18 protein-coding genes and 1 tRNA gene are annotated in these 18,456 nt (G+C 61.1%); 14 read left to right on the top strand and 5 right to left on the bottom strand.

The features are described from left to right. Window positions 1-187: 187 nt before the first annotated feature. A complete protein-coding gene (locus tag BLW03_RS07665) occupies window positions 188-832 on the top strand; it encodes a response regulator (protein ID WP_074653141.1) in 645 nt (214 codons plus the stop codon). A 78-nt stretch (window positions 833-910) separates the two neighbouring features. Here the strand turns inward: BLW03_RS07665 and BLW03_RS07660 are convergent, their stop codons facing one another. Then, window positions 911-1,171: a hypothetical protein gene (locus BLW03_RS07660; protein WP_074653139.1), complete on the bottom strand. Its 261-nt coding sequence runs from the start codon at window positions 1,169-1,171 to the stop codon at window positions 911-913. A gap of 260 nt (window positions 1,172-1,431) precedes the next feature. Here BLW03_RS07660 and BLW03_RS07655 point away from each other — a divergent pair. The 3 genes from BLW03_RS07655 to BLW03_RS07645 all read left to right on the top strand — a co-directional run bounded on the left by BLW03_RS07655 (window position 1,432) and on the right by BLW03_RS07645 (window position 3,119). Continuing rightward, window positions 1,432-1,518: transfer RNA gene (locus BLW03_RS07655), tRNA-Leu, on the top strand. Window positions 1,519-1,585: 67 nt separating this feature from the next. Then, window positions 1,586-2,413 carry an indole-3-glycerol phosphate synthase TrpC gene (trpC, locus tag BLW03_RS07650; protein WP_348270837.1) on the top strand — a complete coding sequence of 276 codons (828 nt, stop codon included), beginning with the start codon at window positions 1,586-1,588 and terminating at the stop codon, window positions 2,411-2,413. Between the two features lie 7 nt (window positions 2,414-2,420). After that, entirely contained in the window at window positions 2,421-3,119 is a 699-nt protein-coding gene (locus tag BLW03_RS07645; RefSeq protein ID WP_074653136.1) for a phosphoribosylanthranilate isomerase, read from the top strand. Between the two features lie 147 nt (window positions 3,120-3,266). Here the strand turns inward: BLW03_RS07645 and BLW03_RS07640 are convergent, their stop codons facing one another. Beyond that, window positions 3,267-3,584 carry a hypothetical protein gene (locus tag BLW03_RS07640; protein WP_074653135.1) on the bottom strand — a complete coding sequence of 106 codons (318 nt, stop codon included), beginning with the start codon at window positions 3,582-3,584 and terminating at the stop codon, window positions 3,267-3,269. A gap of 70 nt (window positions 3,585-3,654) precedes the next feature. Next, window positions 3,655-3,954 carry a hypothetical protein gene (locus BLW03_RS07635; RefSeq protein ID WP_074653133.1) on the bottom strand — a complete coding sequence of 100 codons (300 nt, stop codon included), beginning with the start codon at window positions 3,952-3,954 and terminating at the stop codon, window positions 3,655-3,657. Between the two features lie 309 nt (window positions 3,955-4,263). Between BLW03_RS07635 and trpB the strand changes: the two genes are divergently transcribed. The 6 genes from trpB (at window position 4,264) to BLW03_RS07605 (ending at window position 9,296) form a co-directional block, all read left to right on the top strand. After that, window positions 4,264-5,499 carry a tryptophan synthase subunit beta gene (trpB, locus tag BLW03_RS07630; protein WP_074653132.1) on the top strand — a complete coding sequence of 412 codons (1,236 nt, stop codon included), beginning with the start codon at window positions 4,264-4,266 and terminating at the stop codon, window positions 5,497-5,499. Continuing rightward, entirely contained in the window at window positions 5,500-6,264 is a 765-nt protein-coding gene (gene trpA / locus BLW03_RS07625; RefSeq protein WP_074653130.1) for a tryptophan synthase subunit alpha, read from the top strand. Between the two features lie 58 nt (window positions 6,265-6,322). Continuing rightward, window positions 6,323-6,583, top strand: coding sequence for a chorismate mutase (gene pheA / locus BLW03_RS07620; RefSeq protein WP_074653128.1), 261 nt, complete (start codon window positions 6,323-6,325; stop codon window positions 6,581-6,583). Window positions 6,584-6,646: 63 nt separating this feature from the next. After that, window positions 6,647-7,666 (top strand): 3-deoxy-7-phosphoheptulonate synthase, encoded by a 1,020-nt coding sequence (gene aroF / locus BLW03_RS07615; protein WP_074653127.1) that lies wholly within the window; start codon window positions 6,647-6,649, stop codon window positions 7,664-7,666. Between the two features lie 90 nt (window positions 7,667-7,756). Next, window positions 7,757-8,443 (top strand): dienelactone hydrolase family protein, encoded by a 687-nt coding sequence (locus BLW03_RS07610; RefSeq protein ID WP_074653125.1) that lies wholly within the window; start codon window positions 7,757-7,759, stop codon window positions 8,441-8,443. A gap of 1 nt (window position 8,444) precedes the next feature. Then, complete coding sequence (locus tag BLW03_RS07605) at window positions 8,445-9,296, top strand: prephenate dehydrogenase (RefSeq protein WP_074653123.1); 852 nt, start codon at window positions 8,445-8,447, stop codon at window positions 9,294-9,296. Between the two features lie 275 nt (window positions 9,297-9,571). On the opposite strand, the gene BLW03_RS07600 is transcribed toward BLW03_RS07605, so the two are convergent. Then, a complete protein-coding gene (locus tag BLW03_RS07600; protein ID WP_074653121.1) occupies window positions 9,572-11,155 on the bottom strand; it encodes a DHA2 family efflux MFS transporter permease subunit in 1,584 nt (527 codons plus the stop codon). Between the two features lie 39 nt (window positions 11,156-11,194). Here BLW03_RS07600 and BLW03_RS07595 point away from each other — a divergent pair, with 39 nt between their 5' ends. The 4 genes from BLW03_RS07595 (at window position 11,195) to BLW03_RS07580 (ending at window position 14,791) form a co-directional block, all read left to right on the top strand. Further along, window positions 11,195-11,692, top strand: a complete 498-nt coding sequence (locus BLW03_RS07595) for a MarR family winged helix-turn-helix transcriptional regulator (RefSeq protein WP_074653120.1) — start codon at window positions 11,195-11,197, stop codon at window positions 11,690-11,692. Between the two features lie 15 nt (window positions 11,693-11,707). Further along, window positions 11,708-12,940, top strand: coding sequence for a threonine ammonia-lyase (locus BLW03_RS07590; protein ID WP_074653118.1), 1,233 nt, complete (start codon window positions 11,708-11,710; stop codon window positions 12,938-12,940). Between the two features lie 145 nt (window positions 12,941-13,085). After that, window positions 13,086-14,015, top strand: a complete 930-nt coding sequence (locus tag BLW03_RS07585; RefSeq protein WP_074653116.1) for an ABC transporter ATP-binding protein — start codon at window positions 13,086-13,088, stop codon at window positions 14,013-14,015. Beyond that, the gene (locus BLW03_RS07580) at window positions 14,012-14,791 is read left to right on the top strand and encodes an ABC transporter permease (protein WP_074653114.1); all 780 of its coding nucleotides are present in this window, start codon (window positions 14,012-14,014) and stop codon (window positions 14,789-14,791) included. The genes BLW03_RS07585 and BLW03_RS07580 overlap by 4 nt, the downstream gene beginning before the upstream one ends. 66 nt (window positions 14,792-14,857) lie before the next feature. Here the strand turns inward: BLW03_RS07580 and BLW03_RS07575 are convergent, their stop codons facing one another. Next, window positions 14,858-18,442: an efflux RND transporter permease subunit gene (locus BLW03_RS07575; protein WP_074653113.1), complete on the bottom strand. Its 3,585-nt coding sequence runs from the start codon at window positions 18,440-18,442 to the stop codon at window positions 14,858-14,860. Window positions 18,443-18,456 lie beyond the last annotated feature (14 nt).

The raw sequence follows: 18,456 nt of genomic DNA, 5'->3' as shown, positions 1-18,456 counted from the left end.
TTGGGCAGTCAGGCCGCATTGTGTTCGCTGTGAGGCGGAGCGTTCCCGCGCGTTACGACGCTTGCCGAGCGCTATGTGGCACAGTAACTTTGGCGTTGAAGATTTTTACAAGAGAGTATGCTTGCCATCGGTGCGCCACGGCCAATTCACGCGCTGGCGCCGAAGATTTTAGGAGACACAGAGATCCATGAAGCGTCGCATTCTGCTGGTCGATGATGAAGTCGCCGTTCTGCTGACCCTGAAAGCCGTGCTGGAAATCAGCGGCTTTGATGTGGACACCGCCACCTCTGCACGCGAAGGCAAGAGCCGTCTTCGCCATCGCGAATACGAGATGGTTATCACCGACATGCGCATGGAAGACGAGCATGCCGGCGCGGAAGTGATTGCCGCGGCGAAAGAAGTTCCTTACAAGCCGGCGATCGCCCTGCTGACGGCATTCCCCGTTGACGACGAGAGCTTGAACAACATGGGCGCCGACAAGATGCTGGTGAAGCCGATGCACACACGCATCCTGCTGCAGCAGCTTGAATCGCTCTTCGCGCGCCACACGGCCGCGAAGGAGAAGGCAACCGGCAAAGCTCCCGTGAAGTCCGCAGCAAAGAAGTCGGCAGCCGTGGTGAAGAAGTCGGCTCCCGCTAAGAAGTCTGCACCCGCGAAAAAGGCCTCGCCCGTTAAGGCTCCGTTGAAGACGGTTGCGAAGAAGGCTGTTCCTGCAAAGGCTGCGGCCAAGAAGACTGCACCCGCGAAAAAAGCTGTTGCAAAGAAGACGGCGGCGGCCGTCAAAAAGGCTGCACCTGCGAAGGTCGCAAAGAAGACTGTCGCGAAGAAGTAATTACAGCAGGCACGAACGAGGCGCCCGCGATGGGCGCCTCTTTCTGTTTGTTACGAATTGAAACGACGGCCCCTACTTCTAGTGGGGGCTGTGCGCCTTGATGTAGCTGCGCAGGGCCAGGTTGATCTCAAGAGCCTTCGTGGTGCCGCTGTCCAGCATACGCAGCCAGTCGCTGGCGGGGGACTTCAGATCGGCAGTGCTCAGCAAGTAGCCCGTCTGCACAATGATCTCAAGCGCGTTGCTCAGATCGTGCGCCAACTTGCGGATCTCGAGCGCCAGGTCCTCCGGAATTACGACATCCGTCGCGGGGGAGGTCGGCAACGGGTTTTGCTCAGACATAGCTTGGTTCCCTTTAGACGGAAGTGCGGCGTGCCGCATGGATTAAGACGTTGCCACTTGGATGCAGCTTACTGCCAATCGGTTGATTTCGAACCAATCGCCTCGATTCCCAGATTGGGCCATTGGATGAAGGTGGTTCTTCTAAGCCAGGCGGCACTCCAGTAAACGGACGCTCCGTTTGACATCGTCGCAACACTTTGGGACACTGATCAAGCTGCAAGCGAAGTTGAAGGTCTGAAACACCAGACGCTCGCTACCGTGCCGAAATGGCGGAATTGGCAGACGCGCGTGGTTCAGGTCCACGTACTCGCAAGGGTGTGGAGGTTCGAGTCCTCTTTTCGGCACCATACATCTCAAAGGCGCGATGCTTCTGCATCGCGCCTTTGCTTTTGCGTCGGGTTTAGCATGGACGAGATGAGCACGGAAACACACCTCGACCGCATCCTGGCACAGACCCGTACTGACCTGCCGCTGCGGCGCAATCCCGAACGCGACCGGCGGATGGAGTCCATGGCCGGATCGCACCAGCCGCGCGGGTTCGCCGCGTCGCTACGTAACGCCGCAGTCACCCGTCCCGCGGTGATTGCAGAACTGAAGAAGGCATCGCCCTCGAAGGGCCTGATCCGGCCAGTTTTTCATCCCGCAGAACTTGCCGCACAGTTAGAACTGGGCGGCGCTGCCTGCCTCTCCGTGCTGACAGACGAACCGTTCTTCCAGGGCAGCCTGGAGTACCTGCAGACGGCCTCGGCAAATACGCTGCTGCCTTGCCTTCGGAAGGACTTTATCGTCGATGAGTTCCAGATTCTGGAAGCACGCGCCTATGGTGCGGACGCAATCCTGCTGATCGTCGCAGCACTTACCGACGCAGAGTTGAAGCATCTGCGCGGTGCCGCGCGTGCTATGGGCCTGGACGTTCTGTGCGAAGTCCATGACCGTGCCGAACTGGATCGCGCGCTACCGCTCGACTGCGAGATGGTGGGCGTGAATAGCCGCAATCTGCGCACGTTTGAGGTGAACACTGCCGAAGCGGAGAAGCTGGCACACCTGCTGCCGGCAGAGGTGATCCGCGTTGCGGAGAGCGGCATCGGATCGGCAGCGGACATCCGCCGCATGACCGCCGTTGGCTACAACGCCTTCCTGGTCGGCGAGACGCTGATGCGCGCGCCGAATCCCGGAGATGCGCTGCTGGCGCTGCTGCAGCCCGAAGCGGAAGAGATCGCATCCGCTTCGCTGACGGAGTAGCGCGGCCGTGTGGATCAAGATCTGTGGGAACACGCGCCTTGAAGACTGCCAGCGCGCAGCTGAACTTGGTGCGGACGCCGTCGGATTCATCTTTGCATCCGGCAAACGGCTGATCACTGCAGAGCATGCGCGCGCCATCACTTCGGAACTGCCGGAGACATTGGACACCATCGGTGTCTTCACCCAGACCAACGCGGCACAGATCCTGGCGACGGCTGCGTCTGCCGGCATCACCGGGATACAGCTCCACAGCGAATTCGATCCGGGACGTGCCCGGATCATTCGACGCCACTTCTCCAAGACCAGGGGACGCATGCGTTTGCTGCAGGTGGTGCACTGGTTCACGGATGTTGACGCCGATCAGCAGATGGAATCTTTCCGTGCTCATTGCGAACGCATCTCGGCGAGCGGACTGGTGGATGCATTGCTGGTGGATTCCCGCACAAAGGAAGCAAGCGGCGGGACCGGAATTTCGTTCGACTGGTCTGCTGCTGCGCCAGCCTTGCGGGGCCTTGCGTTGCCGGTGATCGTTGCAGGTGGCCTGCGTCCTGACAACGTTGCCGCTGCTATCGAAGCGCTGCATCCGGACGGGATCGATACCTCGAGCGGCGTGGAAGTATCACCCGGCATAAAGGACCACGAGAAGATGCAGGCGCTGATCACGGCTGCTCGACTGTTCGATACTGCTGCATCCCAGGGTTCGTGAACGTCTATTGACATCCGCGCAATGAGAAAGGGCAAGCAGCCGTCGCTGCCTGCCCCTGCCCGGTCCTCGCCAAAGGACGTCTCAAGAGTTTAGTAACGGATCGGTTCTCTGGTCTAGAGGAAAGATTACCGTCACAGCCGGAAAACATTACCGGGTCATGCGGTGCATTTTCTTATGGATCCCGTGGTGCTTGCGGATCTTGTTCGCGATGAGACCGCCGCCCGCGCCAACGCCGGCGCCGACAACTGCTCCGATGGGTCCACCCACCAGTGCGCCTGTTACGGCACCGCCAGCAGCACTACCGCCGACGATCTTGGCCTTGGTGTGATGGCGACGGTCGTGTGCTTCTTGCTGCGCCTTCGCGCGATCGTGAACACTCTGCCCAACCAGCGCCATCGGCGACACCAACGCGCCTGCGAGTGCTACCGATGCTGCAATCCGCTTCCAGTGCTTCAGTTGTTTCATGGTTCCTCTCGTCCTGTATTGAGTGAGCGGCGACTTTGCGGTTGCCGCCTAGTGGGGGAACCAGTCGGGACTACTGCTCGCCGTTCTCGCGCTTCTTGATGGAGTGGTGCTTGCGGATCTTGTTGGCGACGACGCCGCCGGTTGCGCCGACACCCGCGCCAACTACAGCGCCCACGGGGCCGCCGACCAGCGCACCGGTTGCCGCGCCACCCGCTGCGGAGCCGCCGACGATCTTTGCCTTGTTGTGATGGCGCTTGTCCTTTGCCTCAACCTGGGCCTTTGCATCGGCGTGCGATTCCTGCGCTATCGCTGCCATGGGGGCGAGTACGCCCGCCAGAATCAATCCTGCTGCCACCTGCTTGAAATTCATTCGTCCGGCTCCTTGTGTGGCCTTGCCAACACTTGCCTCTGCATGGATGGCGCATGTTCGTGAGCGGTTTCCTTCCCAATCTGCCGAATTTGCGGTAGCCTGACTGTCATGACACGCGCTGTGAACTTTTGGCGATTTACCACCCGTTACGGAGCAACCTCCGCGGCGCCAAAGGAACACGCTCTCTAAGCACCACGCTGCATCAGTGCAGCAATCACAGAGATCAAAGATTCCCGGAGCCGCGGTCCCACTAGGGCCGCGGTTCCTGCGTTAGGGCACTTTTCACGAAGTGCCGAAAGGTTGAAAGCAATGCCGGTATTGGAATCAGTCACGGAAGTAGCGCGGTCCATGGGCAACGGCCGCTTTGGTGCGTACGGCGGACGGTATGTGCCGGAGACGCTGATGGCCGCCCTGCTCGAGCTGGAGCAGGCCTACATGGCGGCACGGGAAGACGCGGCATTTCAGATGGAACTGGATGGCCTGCTGAAGCACTACGTCGGCCGTCCCACGCCGCTGTACTTTGCGAAACGCATGACCGAGCAGTTGGACGGCGCGCAGATCTGGCTGAAGCGCGAGGACCTGCTGCACACCGGCGCGCACAAGATCAACAATGCGCTGGGCCAGGGTTTGTTGGCGAAACGGATGGGCAAGCAGCGCATCATCGCAGAGACAGGCGCTGGGCAGCATGGGGTTGCTACGGCGACCGTGTGCGCCCTGCTGGGTCTGGACTGCGTGATCTACATGGGTGAAGAGGACATGCGCCGGCAGGAGTTGAACGTGCTGCGCATGCGCCTGCTGGGTGCGGAGGTGCGTGGCGTCAACAGCGGTTCGGCAACGCTGAAGGATGCCATCAACGAGGCCATGCGCGACTGGGTCACGAACGTTCGCGATACGTTTTACATTCTTGGCTCGGCGCTTGGATCGCACCCTTATCCGACGATGGTGCGCGATTTCCATCGCGTGATTTCGATTGAAGCGAAGAAGCAGTTTGCAGAGCAGGTGGGCCGGAACCCGGATGTTGTGATCGCTTGTGTTGGCGGCGGATCGAACGCGATCGGCGCCTTCTACGAGTTCATTCCGGATGACAAGGTTCGACTGATTGGCGTTGAGGCGGGTGGCCGTGGTTCGGCGCTAGGCGATCATGCGGCGCGCTTCAGTGGTGGCCTGCCCGGCGTGTTGCAGGGCACCTACAGCTACGTCCTGCAGAATGATGCGGGGCAGGTGGCTACGACACATTCTGTGAGTGCGGGTCTCGACTATGCCAGCGTCGGACCGGAGCACGCGATGCTGCATGACAGCAAGCGTGCCGAGTATGTGAGCGCGACCGATGACGAGGCGTTGAATGCAGTGAAGGTGCTGGCGCAGACCGAAGGCATTCTGCCCGCGCTGGAATCTGCACATGCCGTGGCACACGCAATCAAGCTGGCTCCCACGCTGGGCAAGGACAAGGTCATCATGATCAACGTGTCAGGCCGTGGCGACAAAGATATGGGCATCCTCGCGCGCGAGATGGACCTGAACGGTGCAGAAGGGAAGAGTCTCTAAGTGGCGATCGATTTCAGTAATAAACCGGGACTCGTGGTGTACCTGACTGCAGGCGATCCTTCGCTCGACGCGACGTACGACATTGCGCTTGCCGCGATCGACAACGGCGCGCAGGTGATTGAACTGGGTGTGCCGTTCAGCGATCCGCTGGCGGATGGGCCGGTGATTCAGCGGGCGAGTGAACGGGCGGTGGCTCGTGGGACGCGCCTCGACGATGTGTTGAAGCTTTCGAAGAAGATTCGCGAGGCGAGGCCGCAGGCCGGCATCATTCTGTTCAGCTATCTCAATCCGGTCGTTCGCATGGGACTGCCGGCGTTTTGCGAGGCTGCGAAGGCTAACGGCGCGGACGGCGTGCTGCTGACCGACATGATCGTCGAAGAGGCTGGTGATTATCTCGCGGAGATGAAGAAGCAGGGCCTCGCGCCTGTCTTTCTCGCCGCACCGACATCTCCGGACAACCGGCTGAAGGCTATTGCGGAGCATAGCCAGGGGTTTGTCTACGCAATTTCCCGGGTTGGTATCACCGGTACGCAGGACAAGATTGCCTCCGACGCGGAATCGCTGGTGGGGCGGATCAAGCAGTTCACTTCGCTGCCGGTGGCGGTGGGTTTTGGGATCTCGAATGCGGAACATGTGCGGAGCGTGAGCGCTTACGCGGATGCGGCGATTGTCGGCAGCGCCATTGTTGCGCTGATCGAGACGTCGAAGCCGGGTGAAGAGGCGAAGAATGTGGGCCAGTTTGTGCGCGATCTGCGCGCCGTCTGACCGGCTGCAACTTAGAATGAACAGGGACACCAAACGAACACGCAGAGGGTAGGAAACGATGGAGATTGCAGACTGGCGGGCAAAGATCGATGGGCTGGACGAACAGATCGTCAAGCTGCTGTGTGAACGGGCGGCTGCGGCTGCCGCGATCGGTGAGCTGAAGTCGAAGACCGGCGGCAACATCTATGAGCCGGAGCGTGAACAGAATGTGCTGGCACATGTGCAGTCCTGCAATACAGGCGAACTGCCCCCGGCACAGTTGACGGTTATCTACGAACGCATCATGGACGTGATGCGTGGCCTGCAGCGACGGGCTTAGGCAGCAAAGGATTCTCGCGGTGCTGAGCGCCGCGACATTTACAGGAAGTGAAGGACAGTAGCGATGATTGTGGTCATGCAGGGCAACGCCACGCCGGCGAACATTCAGGCGGTGATCGAGCAGATGGTCGAGCTCGGCTTCAACGTACACCGCACCAGCGGCGAAGGGCAGATGATTCTTGCCGGCGTCGGCACCCCCGGCTCCTTTGAGGTAGCGGAGTTCAGCGTTCTGCCAGGCGTGCAGACGGCCTATCGTATCTCGTCGCCGTACAAGCTTGCGGGTCGTGGTTTCCGCCCCGAGGGCACGGTCATCACCTTTCCCAACGGCGTGAAGGTTGGCGGCAAGGAAGTCACCATCATGGCGGGCCCATGCTCGGTAGAATCGCGCGAGCAGATCCTTCTTGCCGCCCAGCAGGTGAAGGCCGCCGGCGCGCAATTCCTGCGTGGCGGTGCGTACAAGCCGCGCTCGTCGCCATACAGCTTCCAGGGTATGGGCATTGAGGGCTTGAAGCTGCTGCGTGAGGTTGGCGATATCACCGGCCTGCTTGTCATCACAGAGGTCATGGAGATCTCGCAGATTGAGCCCATGCTGCCGTACATTGACTGCTTCCAGGTTGGTGCGCGCAACATGCAGAACTTCAACCTGCTGCGTGAGCTTGGCCACGTGCGCAAGCCGGTGCTGATGAAGCGCGGTATCTCCGCGACGATTGAAGAGGTCCTGCTGTCGGCGGAGTACATCCTGAGCGGCGGCAACTATGACCTGATGCTCTGCGAGCGTGGCATTCGCACGTATGAGACTGCGACGCGCAACACCATGGACATCTCTGCGATTCCGGTGCTGAAGAAGCTGACGCACCTGCCGGTCTTCGGCGATCCGTCGCACGGTGTTGGCATCCGCGAGTTTGTTCCGGCGATGGCACTCGCTTCGGTCGCAGCAGGTGCCGATGGCCTGCTGATGGAGATGCACCCGAATCCGGACAAGGCCATGAGCGATGGCGCGCAGTCACTCTTCCCGGATCAACTGACCAAGCTGATCGAACAGCTTCGCCAGCTTGCGCCGGTTGTGGGTCGCACGGTCGCGTAAGGTTTCGGATGCCCGCTCTGCGTGCATCCAAGTTCTCGGACGCAGGAACAGAACGCGTGCGAGAACGGCACGAAGTGCAAGGGGATAGCAATGTCAGAGTGGGTCAAGCTTACGGCGAGTGATGGCAACGAGATGGACGCGTACGTCGTGCGTCCGAAGGGTGAGCCGAAGGCCGCGCTGGTAGTCGTGCAGGAGATCTTCGGCGTCAACAAGAACATCCAGTTGGCGGCGGAAGAATGGGCGAGCCACGGCTTCCTGGTCATTGCGCCGCAGATGTTTGACCGCTTTGAAAAGGGTGTCGACCTGGGCTATGACAAGGCAGGCTGGGCCGAGGCGATGCGCCTGGTGGGCCAGTTCGCGCCGGACATGCAGCCGCAGACCATCGACGTGGATGCAGCCATTGACTGGCTGCGCAACGAAGTGGAGACGCCGGTTGGCGTGGTGGGTTATTGCTTCGGTGGCACCATGGCCTGGCTTGCGGCCTGCCGCTTGAAGGTGGACGCGACCGTAGGTTTCTACGGCGGCGCGATCGTCAAGTTCGCGCAGGAGAAGCCGCAATGCCCGGTGATGCTGCACTTCGGTGGACAGGACGACCACATCCCCGCAGAGACGATCGCTAAGATCCAGGTCGCTCATCCGGAAGTGCCGATCTTCGTCTATGAAAACGCCGGCCACGCCTTCGCTCGCTCGGTCGATCCGACCGCTTACGTTGCGGATGCGGCGACCCTCGCTACCAAGCGTTCGGTGCTCTTCTTCGAGCAACACCTGGTCTTCTAACTTGAACCACGTCACCATCATCGGAACGGGCCTCATCGGCGCATCCATCGGCCTCGCACTGCGCGAGGCCGGTTTTGCTGGCGGCATCACCGGCATCGACGCCAGCGGCGATGAGCTGAAGGCAGCGCTGACCGCAGGCGCCATCGACAAGGCGGCTCGTGCGCCGGACGAGCATCGTGCGGCGTTGGAAGCGGCTGACGTGATCGTGCTGGCCGTGCCGGTGCTCGGCATCCTGAACTGGATGCGGCAGATTGCACCGCACATGGGTGCGCACCAGCTTGTGACGGACGTCGGTTCGACCAAGACACGCATCGCGGAGCTTGCCCAGGAGTTGATGCCGGGCCGCTGCCTGCCGGGGCATCCCATGGCCGGCAAAGAGAGTGGCGGTGCCGCGCTTGCAGAGGCGGCTCTGTTCCGCGGGGCGACGTGGATCTTCACGCCGCTGCATACTGCGACGGCTGTCGAAGCAGCATGGCGCGGCTGGGTTGAGCGCTTCGGCGCGCACATCATCGATCTGCCGCCGGAACGTCACGACCGCATCTGCGCGTGGGTGAGCCACATGCCGCAGATGGTGTCTACGGCGATGTCTGCCATGCTTGAGGACGAGTTTGGCGACTCGCCCGAGCTGCGTGCCATCGGTGGCCGCGCCCTGCGCGAGATGACGCGGCTGGGCGCCAGCCCGTACAGCATGTGGCGGGATATCGCCCATACGAACGAGGAGCCGATCGCCGAGACGCTGCACACGCTGGAGCAGCGCCTGCAACACATGCGCGAGAACCTGAAGACAGCCGAGTTGCGTGAAGAGTTTGCGCGAGCGAATGAGTTCCGCAAGCGGATCGATCCGCTGCGCTAACAGATTGCTTGCAGAGCGCACGGGCTCTGGCTCAGCCGCCCGGATGCGGACCTCGACGGCTGAAGCCGCTCTCGATTGCTATCTATCTCGGCGGCTACGAAGATGCCGTTTCTCTGCCGAACCTCACCACATTGGGGACTGCACAAGCAGAATGCAGGTCCTTCGACTCCGCTGCGCTCAGGATGACAAGTCTCTGAGGGGACGACAAATCTCTTGGAGACGAGAGGGGTTGCGCCCCGCTCAGGATAACAATCGTGACACGCCCACCAGCGCCTTTAGTGACCGGCGGTAAGTTCTGGATCGATCTTCACGTTCTTGGGTGGCAGGCGCATGATCCACACCAGCGGCGCCAGGCAGAATACTGCGGCAGCCAGCAGTGCGAATGCGTTTTTGTATGCGAGCATGTTCGCCTGCAGCAGCATCTGCTGGTAGGCGGAGGCGATGGCTGTACTCTGCGCCGCAGCGTAGGACATACCCGTTGCCGCAGCGAAGCGGCTGGTGTAGGCCGAGATCGCGTACCCGCCCTGCGTGATGTTCGACGCGAGCTGCATCTGGTGTACCTGTGCCGACCGTGCAAGGAACGTGGTCAGCAGCGCCGTTCCTGCAGAGCCGCCCATATTGCGCGCGAAGTTCGAGAGGGACGAGATCTGGTTGCTCTTCTCGCGCGGCACGCCAACGTAGTTCAGTGTGCTGATCGGGATAAAGATGAACGGCAGTCCAAGCACTTGCACGATGCGCCACCAGGTGATGGTGCCAAAGGCCGCACCAAGGTCAAGCCGCGTCAGGTTGTAGAGGCCTGCTGCCGTGGCGAGATAGCCGAGCATGACGGTCATCCGGGGGTCGCCCTTGCCCAGGGTTCGACCGGCGATGACCATGCCGAACATCATCGCGATACCCGCAGGCGACAGCACCATACCGGCACGCTCTGCTGTGTAACCCAGCAGGCCCTGCAGGAATTGCGGGATGAGTACGGTGGAGCCGAAGAGCACCATGCCTAGGACGAGTTGCAGGAAGACGGCGGTGCCGAAGTTTCGGTTCTTCAGCAGCTTCAAGTCCACGATGGGATCGACGTGATGCCATTCCCAGTAGACGAAGAAGATGAGTGTTATGACCGCAAGCAGGGCCGTGAGTTGGATTTCGCCAGAGCCAAACCAGTCCTTCTCCTGTCCTTTATCCAGCGTGAATTCCAGCATGGCGACGCCGAAGGCGACGGAGAGCAGGCCGATGAAGTCGACGGGGTCGCGACGCTTGGTACGCGCGATGATCTCCGGCGAATCTTCCACCATGCGGTTCGACAGGAAGAGCGAGATCAGGCCGATGGGCAGGTTGATGAAGAAGATCCAGTGCCAGTTGTAGTTGTCGGTAATCCAGCCGCCCAGCGTAGGGCCGATGGCAGGCGCGACGACGACGGCAGCGCCGTAGAGTGCAAAGGCTTTGCCGCGGTCTTCCACGGAGAAGGTGTCGGCGAGAATCGCCTGCTCACTGGGTGCGAGACCGCCACCGCCAAGGCCCTGCAGGATGCGTGCGAGGATCAGGAAGGGTAGTGTGGGCGCGAGGCCGCACAGCAGCGACGACAGCGTGAACAGGACGACGCAGGTCATGTAAAAGCGTTTGCGGCCGAAACGATTGGAGAGCCAGCCGGAGATGGGCAGGATGACCGCCGACGCGACCAGGTAACTGGTCAGCACCCACGTTGCCTCCTCCTGCGAAGCACCCATGGAGCCGGCGATGTGCGGCAGCGCGACGTTTGCGATGGAAGTGTCGAGAACCTCCATGAACGTCGCCAGCGTCACGGTCAGCGCGATCAACCAGGGGTTGTGCTTCGGCTTCCATTCGATTTGGTGTGCGATTGTCGACATGTCAGGATGCTGATATAGAGTATCAGCAGGCTGATAACGATGCGGAAATCGAAACAGGAAATTCGGGATGCGCAGGCGAAGGGAATCGCCGTCAGTATGAAGCGCCTGATCACCGGTTATCGCTCTCTGTTGGAGGCGGACCTGGAAGAAGAGGGTGTCACCCTTGCCCAGTTGCGCATGTTGAATGCGTTGCAGGAGCAACCCGAGACTTCGGCGGCCGACCTCTCCCGCATCTGCTACATCACACCGCAGAGCATGCAGGCCGTGGTGCAACGGGCCGAAAAAGAGGGTTGGATTACTCGCACGCCATCGCCGCAAAATCGCCGGGTGCTGACAGCTTCCCTCACCCCCAAAGGACGGCGCGTTCTGGAGCGCGGCATGGAGTTGTGGTCGGGGATTGCACGCCAGACGTGGGATGGAGCGAAGCTCTCCGAGATGGAAATGCTCAATGCCCTGTTGGCTGCAGCGGTAGACCGGTTGCAGCCACATCTGGACGCACTGCACGGCAAGAGCGCATCTCACCGCAAAACAGCTTAGTCTAGAAGGCACATCATGCCTGCTACAGAGACAGCTTTAGCCATCACCCTAGCCGACGTCCAGGCCGCGCGTGAGCGCGTGCGGGACGCGGTGTACCTGACGCCGTGTGCTCACTCGCGCACGCTGAGCGAACTGACCGGCCAGCAGGTTCACCTGAAGCTGGAAAACCTGCAGATGACCGGCGCCTTCAAGGAGCGCGGAGCTCTGAACCGGATCCTGCTGCTGAGCGACGAGCAGAAGGCTCGTGGAGTGATTGCGGCCAGCGCCGGCAACCATGCCCAGGGCGTTGCGTACCACGCGACGCGCCACGGCATCGGATCGACCATCGTGATGCCGGAACCGACGCCCATGGTGAAGGTGAATGCCACCCGCCGCTTTGGTGCGGAGGTGATCCTGCACGGTGCGAACTACGACGCGGCGTATGCCGAGGCTCGGCGCCGTTGCGACATCGATGGATCGACCTTTATCCACCCCTTCGACGACGCGGATGTGATCGCGGGGCAGGGAACCATTGGCCTCGAGATGCTGGAGCAGGTCGACGGCCTTGAGGCGGTGATTGTGCCCATCGGCGGCGGTGGCCTGATCGGCGGTATCGCGTGTGCGGTGAAGTCGTTGAAGCCGGATGTGCGCGTGATTGGCGTGCAGACGTCCCGGCTGCCGAGCATGCAGGCGGCGATGGCTGCGGGGCATCCGGTCACCATCGACGCGGCGACCACCATTGGCGACGGCATTGCGGTTCGCCGTAGTGGTGAGAAGACGCTGCCGCTGGTGCAGCGGTATGTCGACGAGATCGTTACGGTCGATGAAGACGAGATCGCCGCTGCAATTCTCGTACTGCTGGAACGCGAGAAGACGCTGGCCGAGGGCGCGGGTGCCGCGGCTCTGGCGGCTCTGCTGCAGAAGCGGACGTCGCTGCAGGGCGCGCGGACAGCGGTGCTGGTGTGCGGCGGCAACATCGATGTCACGCTGCTTTCGCGCATCATCGAGCGAGGCCTGGTGCAGGATGGACGTTTGATTCGTCTGCGCATTCACCTGCTGGACCGCGCCGGTGCTCTGCAGGATCTGACGGGCATCATCGCGAAACATGGCGTTAACATCGTGGACACGCTCTACAACCGCGCTTACTACGGCGTGAACCTTGGCGATACGACGATCGATATCACCATGGAGACACGTGGTCGCGACCAGGTGGACGAACTGCTGCTGGCGCTGACCGAGAATGGGTACCGCCATAGCCGCGTCATCTGAAAGGTGACAAACGTCATGCGACAAGCGTGACGAGGAACAGTGTTCGAGGAAGTGTCGAGAGAGCAAGCTTGATCTTGTGAGCGGGAGTCCGAGCGCTGCAGCGAAGTCAACTGCAGGCGGCCCCCGCACCAAGAGGTGACGCACGATGAGCACCACGGCAGTCCTTCCCAATCCAGTAAAAGCCGCGGCCGCCAGTGCCGCGGCTCTTCAAAACGTCACACATCGTTATGGCAGCCACACTGCGCTACGTGACCTGTCGCTGACACTGCACCCCGGCGAGGTTGTTGCACTGCTGGGACCCAATGGTGCCGGCAAGACAACTGCGGTAAAGCTCTTGCTCGGCCTGTTGAAGCCGAGTGAAGGCGCCGTCACAGTCTTTGGTAAGAGTCCGACGGACCGCATCGTCCGCCAGCGTATTGGAGCCATGTTGCAGGTGGCCCGTGTGCCGGAGACGCTGACTGTCGGCGAGTACCTGGACCTCTTTCGCAGCTATTATCCGCATCCACTGCCTACCGCGCAGATCATTGCATCGGCGGGCTTGGAGGGAATCGAAAAGCGGCAGTTCAAGGATCTGAGTGGAGGCCAGAAGCAGCGCATGCTGTTTGCTTTGGCGCTCTGCGGTGATCCGGATCTTGTTTTCCTTGATGAGCCAACGCTGGGCATGGACATCGAGACGCGGCACAACCTGTGGCGCGAGGTCCGCGCTTTGGCCGACCGCGGGAAGACCGTTCTGCTGACGACGCACTATCTTGAGGAGGCCGATACGCTTGCGGACCGCATTCTCGTCATTGCGGAAGGCGCCGTGGTCGCGCAGGGCACGCCCACGGAGATCAAGAGCCGGGTCACGGGTCGCAAGATCAAGTGTGTCACCCGCCTGCAGAAGGCCTTCCTGCTCTCCCTGCCGGGGGTGCGCAGCGTGGATGCGACGGGTGCGGGGATCACGCTTACAGTCGACGCGGCGGAAGACGTTCTGCGCACCATGCTCGCCGCGGACCCATCTCTGCACAGCCTGGAAGTGTCCAGTCCAGCACTTGAGGATGCATTCCTCGCGCTGACCAAAAAGGAGATCGCATGAGCACTGCGGCCGTTGCTGTCCATTCGCCCCTGACTCCCTACGTGAAGGAGACGAAGTATGAGTTCCTTCGCCTGCTGCGCGCGCGTTCGTTCTCCATTGCGACGATCGGATTTCCGCTGAGCTTCTACCTGCTCTTCGGCGTGGTCGCCGCCGGTTCGGGGCCGGAGAGTGCGGAGCGCGCGACGTATCTGCTGGCGACGTACTCCGTCTTCGGTCTCGTCGGGTCTTCGCTCTTCGGGCTATGCAGCACCATCTCGAACGAGCGCGCGCAGGGCTGGCTGGAGTTGAAACAGGCAAGTCCCATGCCGCCCGCGGCGTACCTGATGTCGAAGCTGCTCACGGCGATTGCGTTCGGTGTCATCATCTTCGGCGTGTTGCTATTGTGCGGTACGACGCTGGGGCATGTGCATTTCACCGCGGGGCAGACCGCGAGGCTGCTGATGACGGTGATCCTGGGCGTCTTCCCGTTCGCATCCCTGGGCATACTGCTCTCGCAAGTGGTACCACCCAATGCTTCTATCGGTTTCGTCAACCTGATCTACCTGCCCATGTCGTTTTTAAGCGGCCTGTGGTTTCCCTTGAAGGGCTTGCCGTATTGGATTCAGGCGATTGCGCCGGTATGGCCGACGTGGCACCTCGGCCAGTTGGCAATTCACAACATCGGCTATCCGATCCGCTGGTCCGTAGCGGCGCATGTGGTGTGGCTTGGAGCGTTCTCGGCCGTGTGCTTGGCACTAGCGCTCGTGCTCTTCCGTCGGAGCGCACAGAAGGCTTAGGGATCAAATGCAAGAAAAAGGGGATGCGCTGATTGCGCATCCCCTTTTTATTGTCCCTGGGGCTTGTTAATCCCCGGTGGCCGGAGACGGTTCCAGGTGCCCATGACTCTCGGACTTCTTCTTTGAGAAGCGCTTATTCCAGCGCTCCACGCGCTGGCGCCAGCGATCGAAGTAGAGGTAGACGACCGGCGTGGTGAACAGTGTGAGGCACTGGGAGACGATCAGGCCGCCGATGATCGTGATGCCCAGCGGACGTCGCAGTTCGCTGCCGGATCCAGTACCGAAGGCGAGCGGCACGCCGCCGAGCATTGCGGCCATCGTGGTCATCATGATGGGACGGAAGCGCAGCAGGCACGCTTCGTAGATGGCCTCTTCAGGAGTCTTGCCATGCTGCCGTTCGGCAACGATGGCGAAGTCGATCATCATGATGGCGTTCTTCTTTACGATGCCGATGAGCAGAACGATTCCGATCATGGCGATGACGGACATATCGGTGCCGGTCAACAGCAGCGCCAGCACTGCACCCACGCCTGCAGAGGGCAGTGTGGACAGGATCGTCAGCGGATGGATAAAGCTCTCATAGAGCACGCCCAGCACAATGTAGACGGCGGTCAGCGCCAGCAGGACAAGGATCGGCTCAGAAGAGAGCGAGTCCTGGAACGCTGCTGCGGAACCCTGGAATCCGCCCGTGATGCTGGCCGGCATGCCAATCGAGACCCTCATGTTGTTGATGAGTTCGGTAGCCTGCGAGAGTGAGACGCCGGGGGCAAGATTGAACGACAGGGTTGTGGCCGGCGAAAGTCCCTGATGGTTCACCTGCAGGGGAATACGCTGCATCTCAAAGTGTGTGATGGCTGAGAGAGGCACCTGCGTGCCGTTCGACGTCTTGACGTAAATGTCGCGCAGCGCCTCGGGTGTCTGCTGCCATTGCGGCGCAACTTCCATCACGACGTGGTACTGGTTCAACGTTTTGTAGGTGGTAGAGACCTGCCGTTGGCCGAAAGCGGAAGACAGGGTCTGATCCACGTTGAGGGCGGTCACGCCGAGCCGATACGCCGTATCGCGGTCGATGACGAGCTTTGCTTCCAGGCCGTTGCTTTGCTGGTCGGTGTTGACGTCACGCAGAGCGGAAATCTTCTGCATGGCAGCCATCATCAGCGGACCCCATTTGTTCAGGTCGGAGACAGAGTCCGCGGTGAGCGTGTACTGGTATTGCGTTGCGGACTGACGTCCGCCGATGTTCAGCTCCTGTTGCGAAACCAAGAACGTCTGCAGTCCCGGTGTGCGGGACAGCTTTGGTCGCAGCCGATTGATAATGTCATCGACGGTTGCGTGATCCTTGCGGTCGCTGATCGCCTTCAGGGAGACGAACATCTGGCCGCGGTTGGAGGCGCCGCCACCGGGACCTCCGCCGCCGACGGATGCCATGACGTTTTCAATGTCCGGATCGCTCTTCACAACGGCAGCGGAGTCGATGACCTTCTGCTTCATGACGTCGTAGGAGACGTCCTGCTGGCCCTGGATGCTTCCACCCATGCGACCCGTGTCCTGCAGCGGAAAGAAACCCTTGGGAACCAGGATGAACAGCCAGATATTCAATGCGAAAGTGATCAGCCAGATAATCATGACCGGCCACTGGTGCCGCAGCACCCAGCGCAGGCCGTGGTCGTACTCATCGCGCATCCAGTCGAAGAAGCGCTCGCTCAGGCGGTACAGCTTTCCATGCTTGCGCGCGCTGTGCGGCTCGAGGAACTTCGCCGACAGCATAGGCGTCGTGGTGAGCGATACCACCAGAGATACCAGGATGGCGACCGAAAGCGTGACGGCAAATTCGCGGAAGAGACGCCCGACGATGCCGCCCATCAGCAGGATGGGGATGAAGACAGCGATGAGCGAGATGGACATGCTCATGACGGTGAAGCCGATCTCGGCGGAGCCGATCATGGCCGCCTCGTAGGGATTCTTGCCTTCTTCAAGATGCCGGGAGATGTTTTCAATGACGACGATGGCATCGTCCACCACGAAGCCGGTGGAGATGGTCAGCGCCATCAGCGAAAGATTGTCCAGCGTGTAGCCCAGCAGGTACATGATCCCGAAAGTGCCCATGATCGACAGCGGCACGGAGACTGAGGGGATCAGCGTGGAGCGCACCTCACGCAGGAACAGGAAGACCACCAGAATGACCAGCACGATAGTGATGACCATGGTGCGTGTGATGTCTTCAACCGAGGCACGAATGGTCTGCGTGCGGTCGAGAGCTACCTCCAGGTGAATGGCAGCCGGGAGTGCCGCCTGCAGGGTTGGCAGTTGTTTCAGAACGGAATCAACGGTCTCAATGACGTTCGCGCCCGGCGATTTGAAGACGATCACGAGTACCGACGGAACCCCGTTCGTCGTGCCGTAGGTATATGTGTTCTCGGTTGCGTCGACTACCTGGGCAACATCGCCAATGCGCACGATTCCTGCCGCGTTCGTGCTGGTCGTCGCAGTGTTCGATCCGTAATTACTGACCGCCGCCGAGGTGTAGCCTGCAGTGTTATCAAGCTGCCTGGTCGTAAGCTGCGGTACGTTCGACCGCTGCGTGGATACCTGGGCACTGATTGCACCGCCAACGGTCGTGGCGCTGTTTCCTGTGCTCGCCGTGGACAGTGCACTGGCAACGCTGGAAGCGAGGCCGTTTGCGGCCTGGGCATTGCTCACGGCGCCGCGGCTGGTCGCGATCACCAGCGGACGATAGGCGTCCGCACCAAAGAGCTGATCCGTCGTGGACAGCGCGATGCGCTGCTTGTCACCATTCAGGTATCCCTTGGGTTGATTGACGTTGATCGTCTGAACGGCTGCGGCAAACTGCGTCAGCGACAGACCGTTTGCCGTAAGTTGGTTTGGATTGACCTCAAGACGAACGCCCGGCTTGGCTGAACCTGCGGTAAATGTCTGCCCTACGCCAGGAACCGCTGCAAGCTTCTGCGCCAGGATGGAATCCGAGGCGTCATAGAGTTGCGGCACTGTGAGCGTCTTGCTGCTTAGCGAAAGGATCAGGATCGGTGCTTCCGACGGATTGATCTTGCGGTACGTCGGGTTCATTGGCAGGTTGGCCGGCAATTGTGCACGCGCCGCGCTGATGGCGGCCTGTACGTCACGGGCTGCGCCATTAATGTCGCGGTTCAGATCGAACTGAAGATTGATGTTTGCGGAACCCTGAGAAGACGTGGACGTCATCTGGTTCACGCCGGCGATGCGTGAGAACTGCCGCTCCAGCGGTGTCGCCACCGACGAAGCCATCGTCTCCGGATCGCCGCCCGGCAGACTTGCGCCGACGGAGATCACAGGGAACTCCACATTCGGCAGCGACGCCACGGGCAGGAGCTTGTACGCTACGGCGCCAGCCAGAAGGATCGCGAATGAGAGCAGGAAGGTCGCAATCGGGCGCTGAATGAAGGGCGCGGAGAAGTGCGGCCCGTTGACGGTGCCGCCTTCGGGTGCGTGCTCGCCTTCCGCCGGGTCGGCATTCTGATGTTCGTCGCGCGCGGAGGCACGATCGTTGGGGTGCTCGTCCCCTCCGCGAATGGCGGTGCCATGCACTTTCGCGGCATCGCCGCTGTGTGCGTGGTCCGTAGGGTCCTTGTCGCCGGGTTCAGGTGCTGTGTTCATCGGGATCTCGTCTG

The sequence above is a fragment of the Terriglobus roseus genome (genome assembly GCF_900105625.1).
GTDB classification, from domain to species: Bacteria; Acidobacteriota; Terriglobia; order Terriglobales; family Acidobacteriaceae; genus Terriglobus; species Terriglobus roseus_B.
The sequence above is the reverse complement of the archived record's forward strand: the minus strand, read 5'-3'. Positions and strand labels throughout refer to the sequence as shown.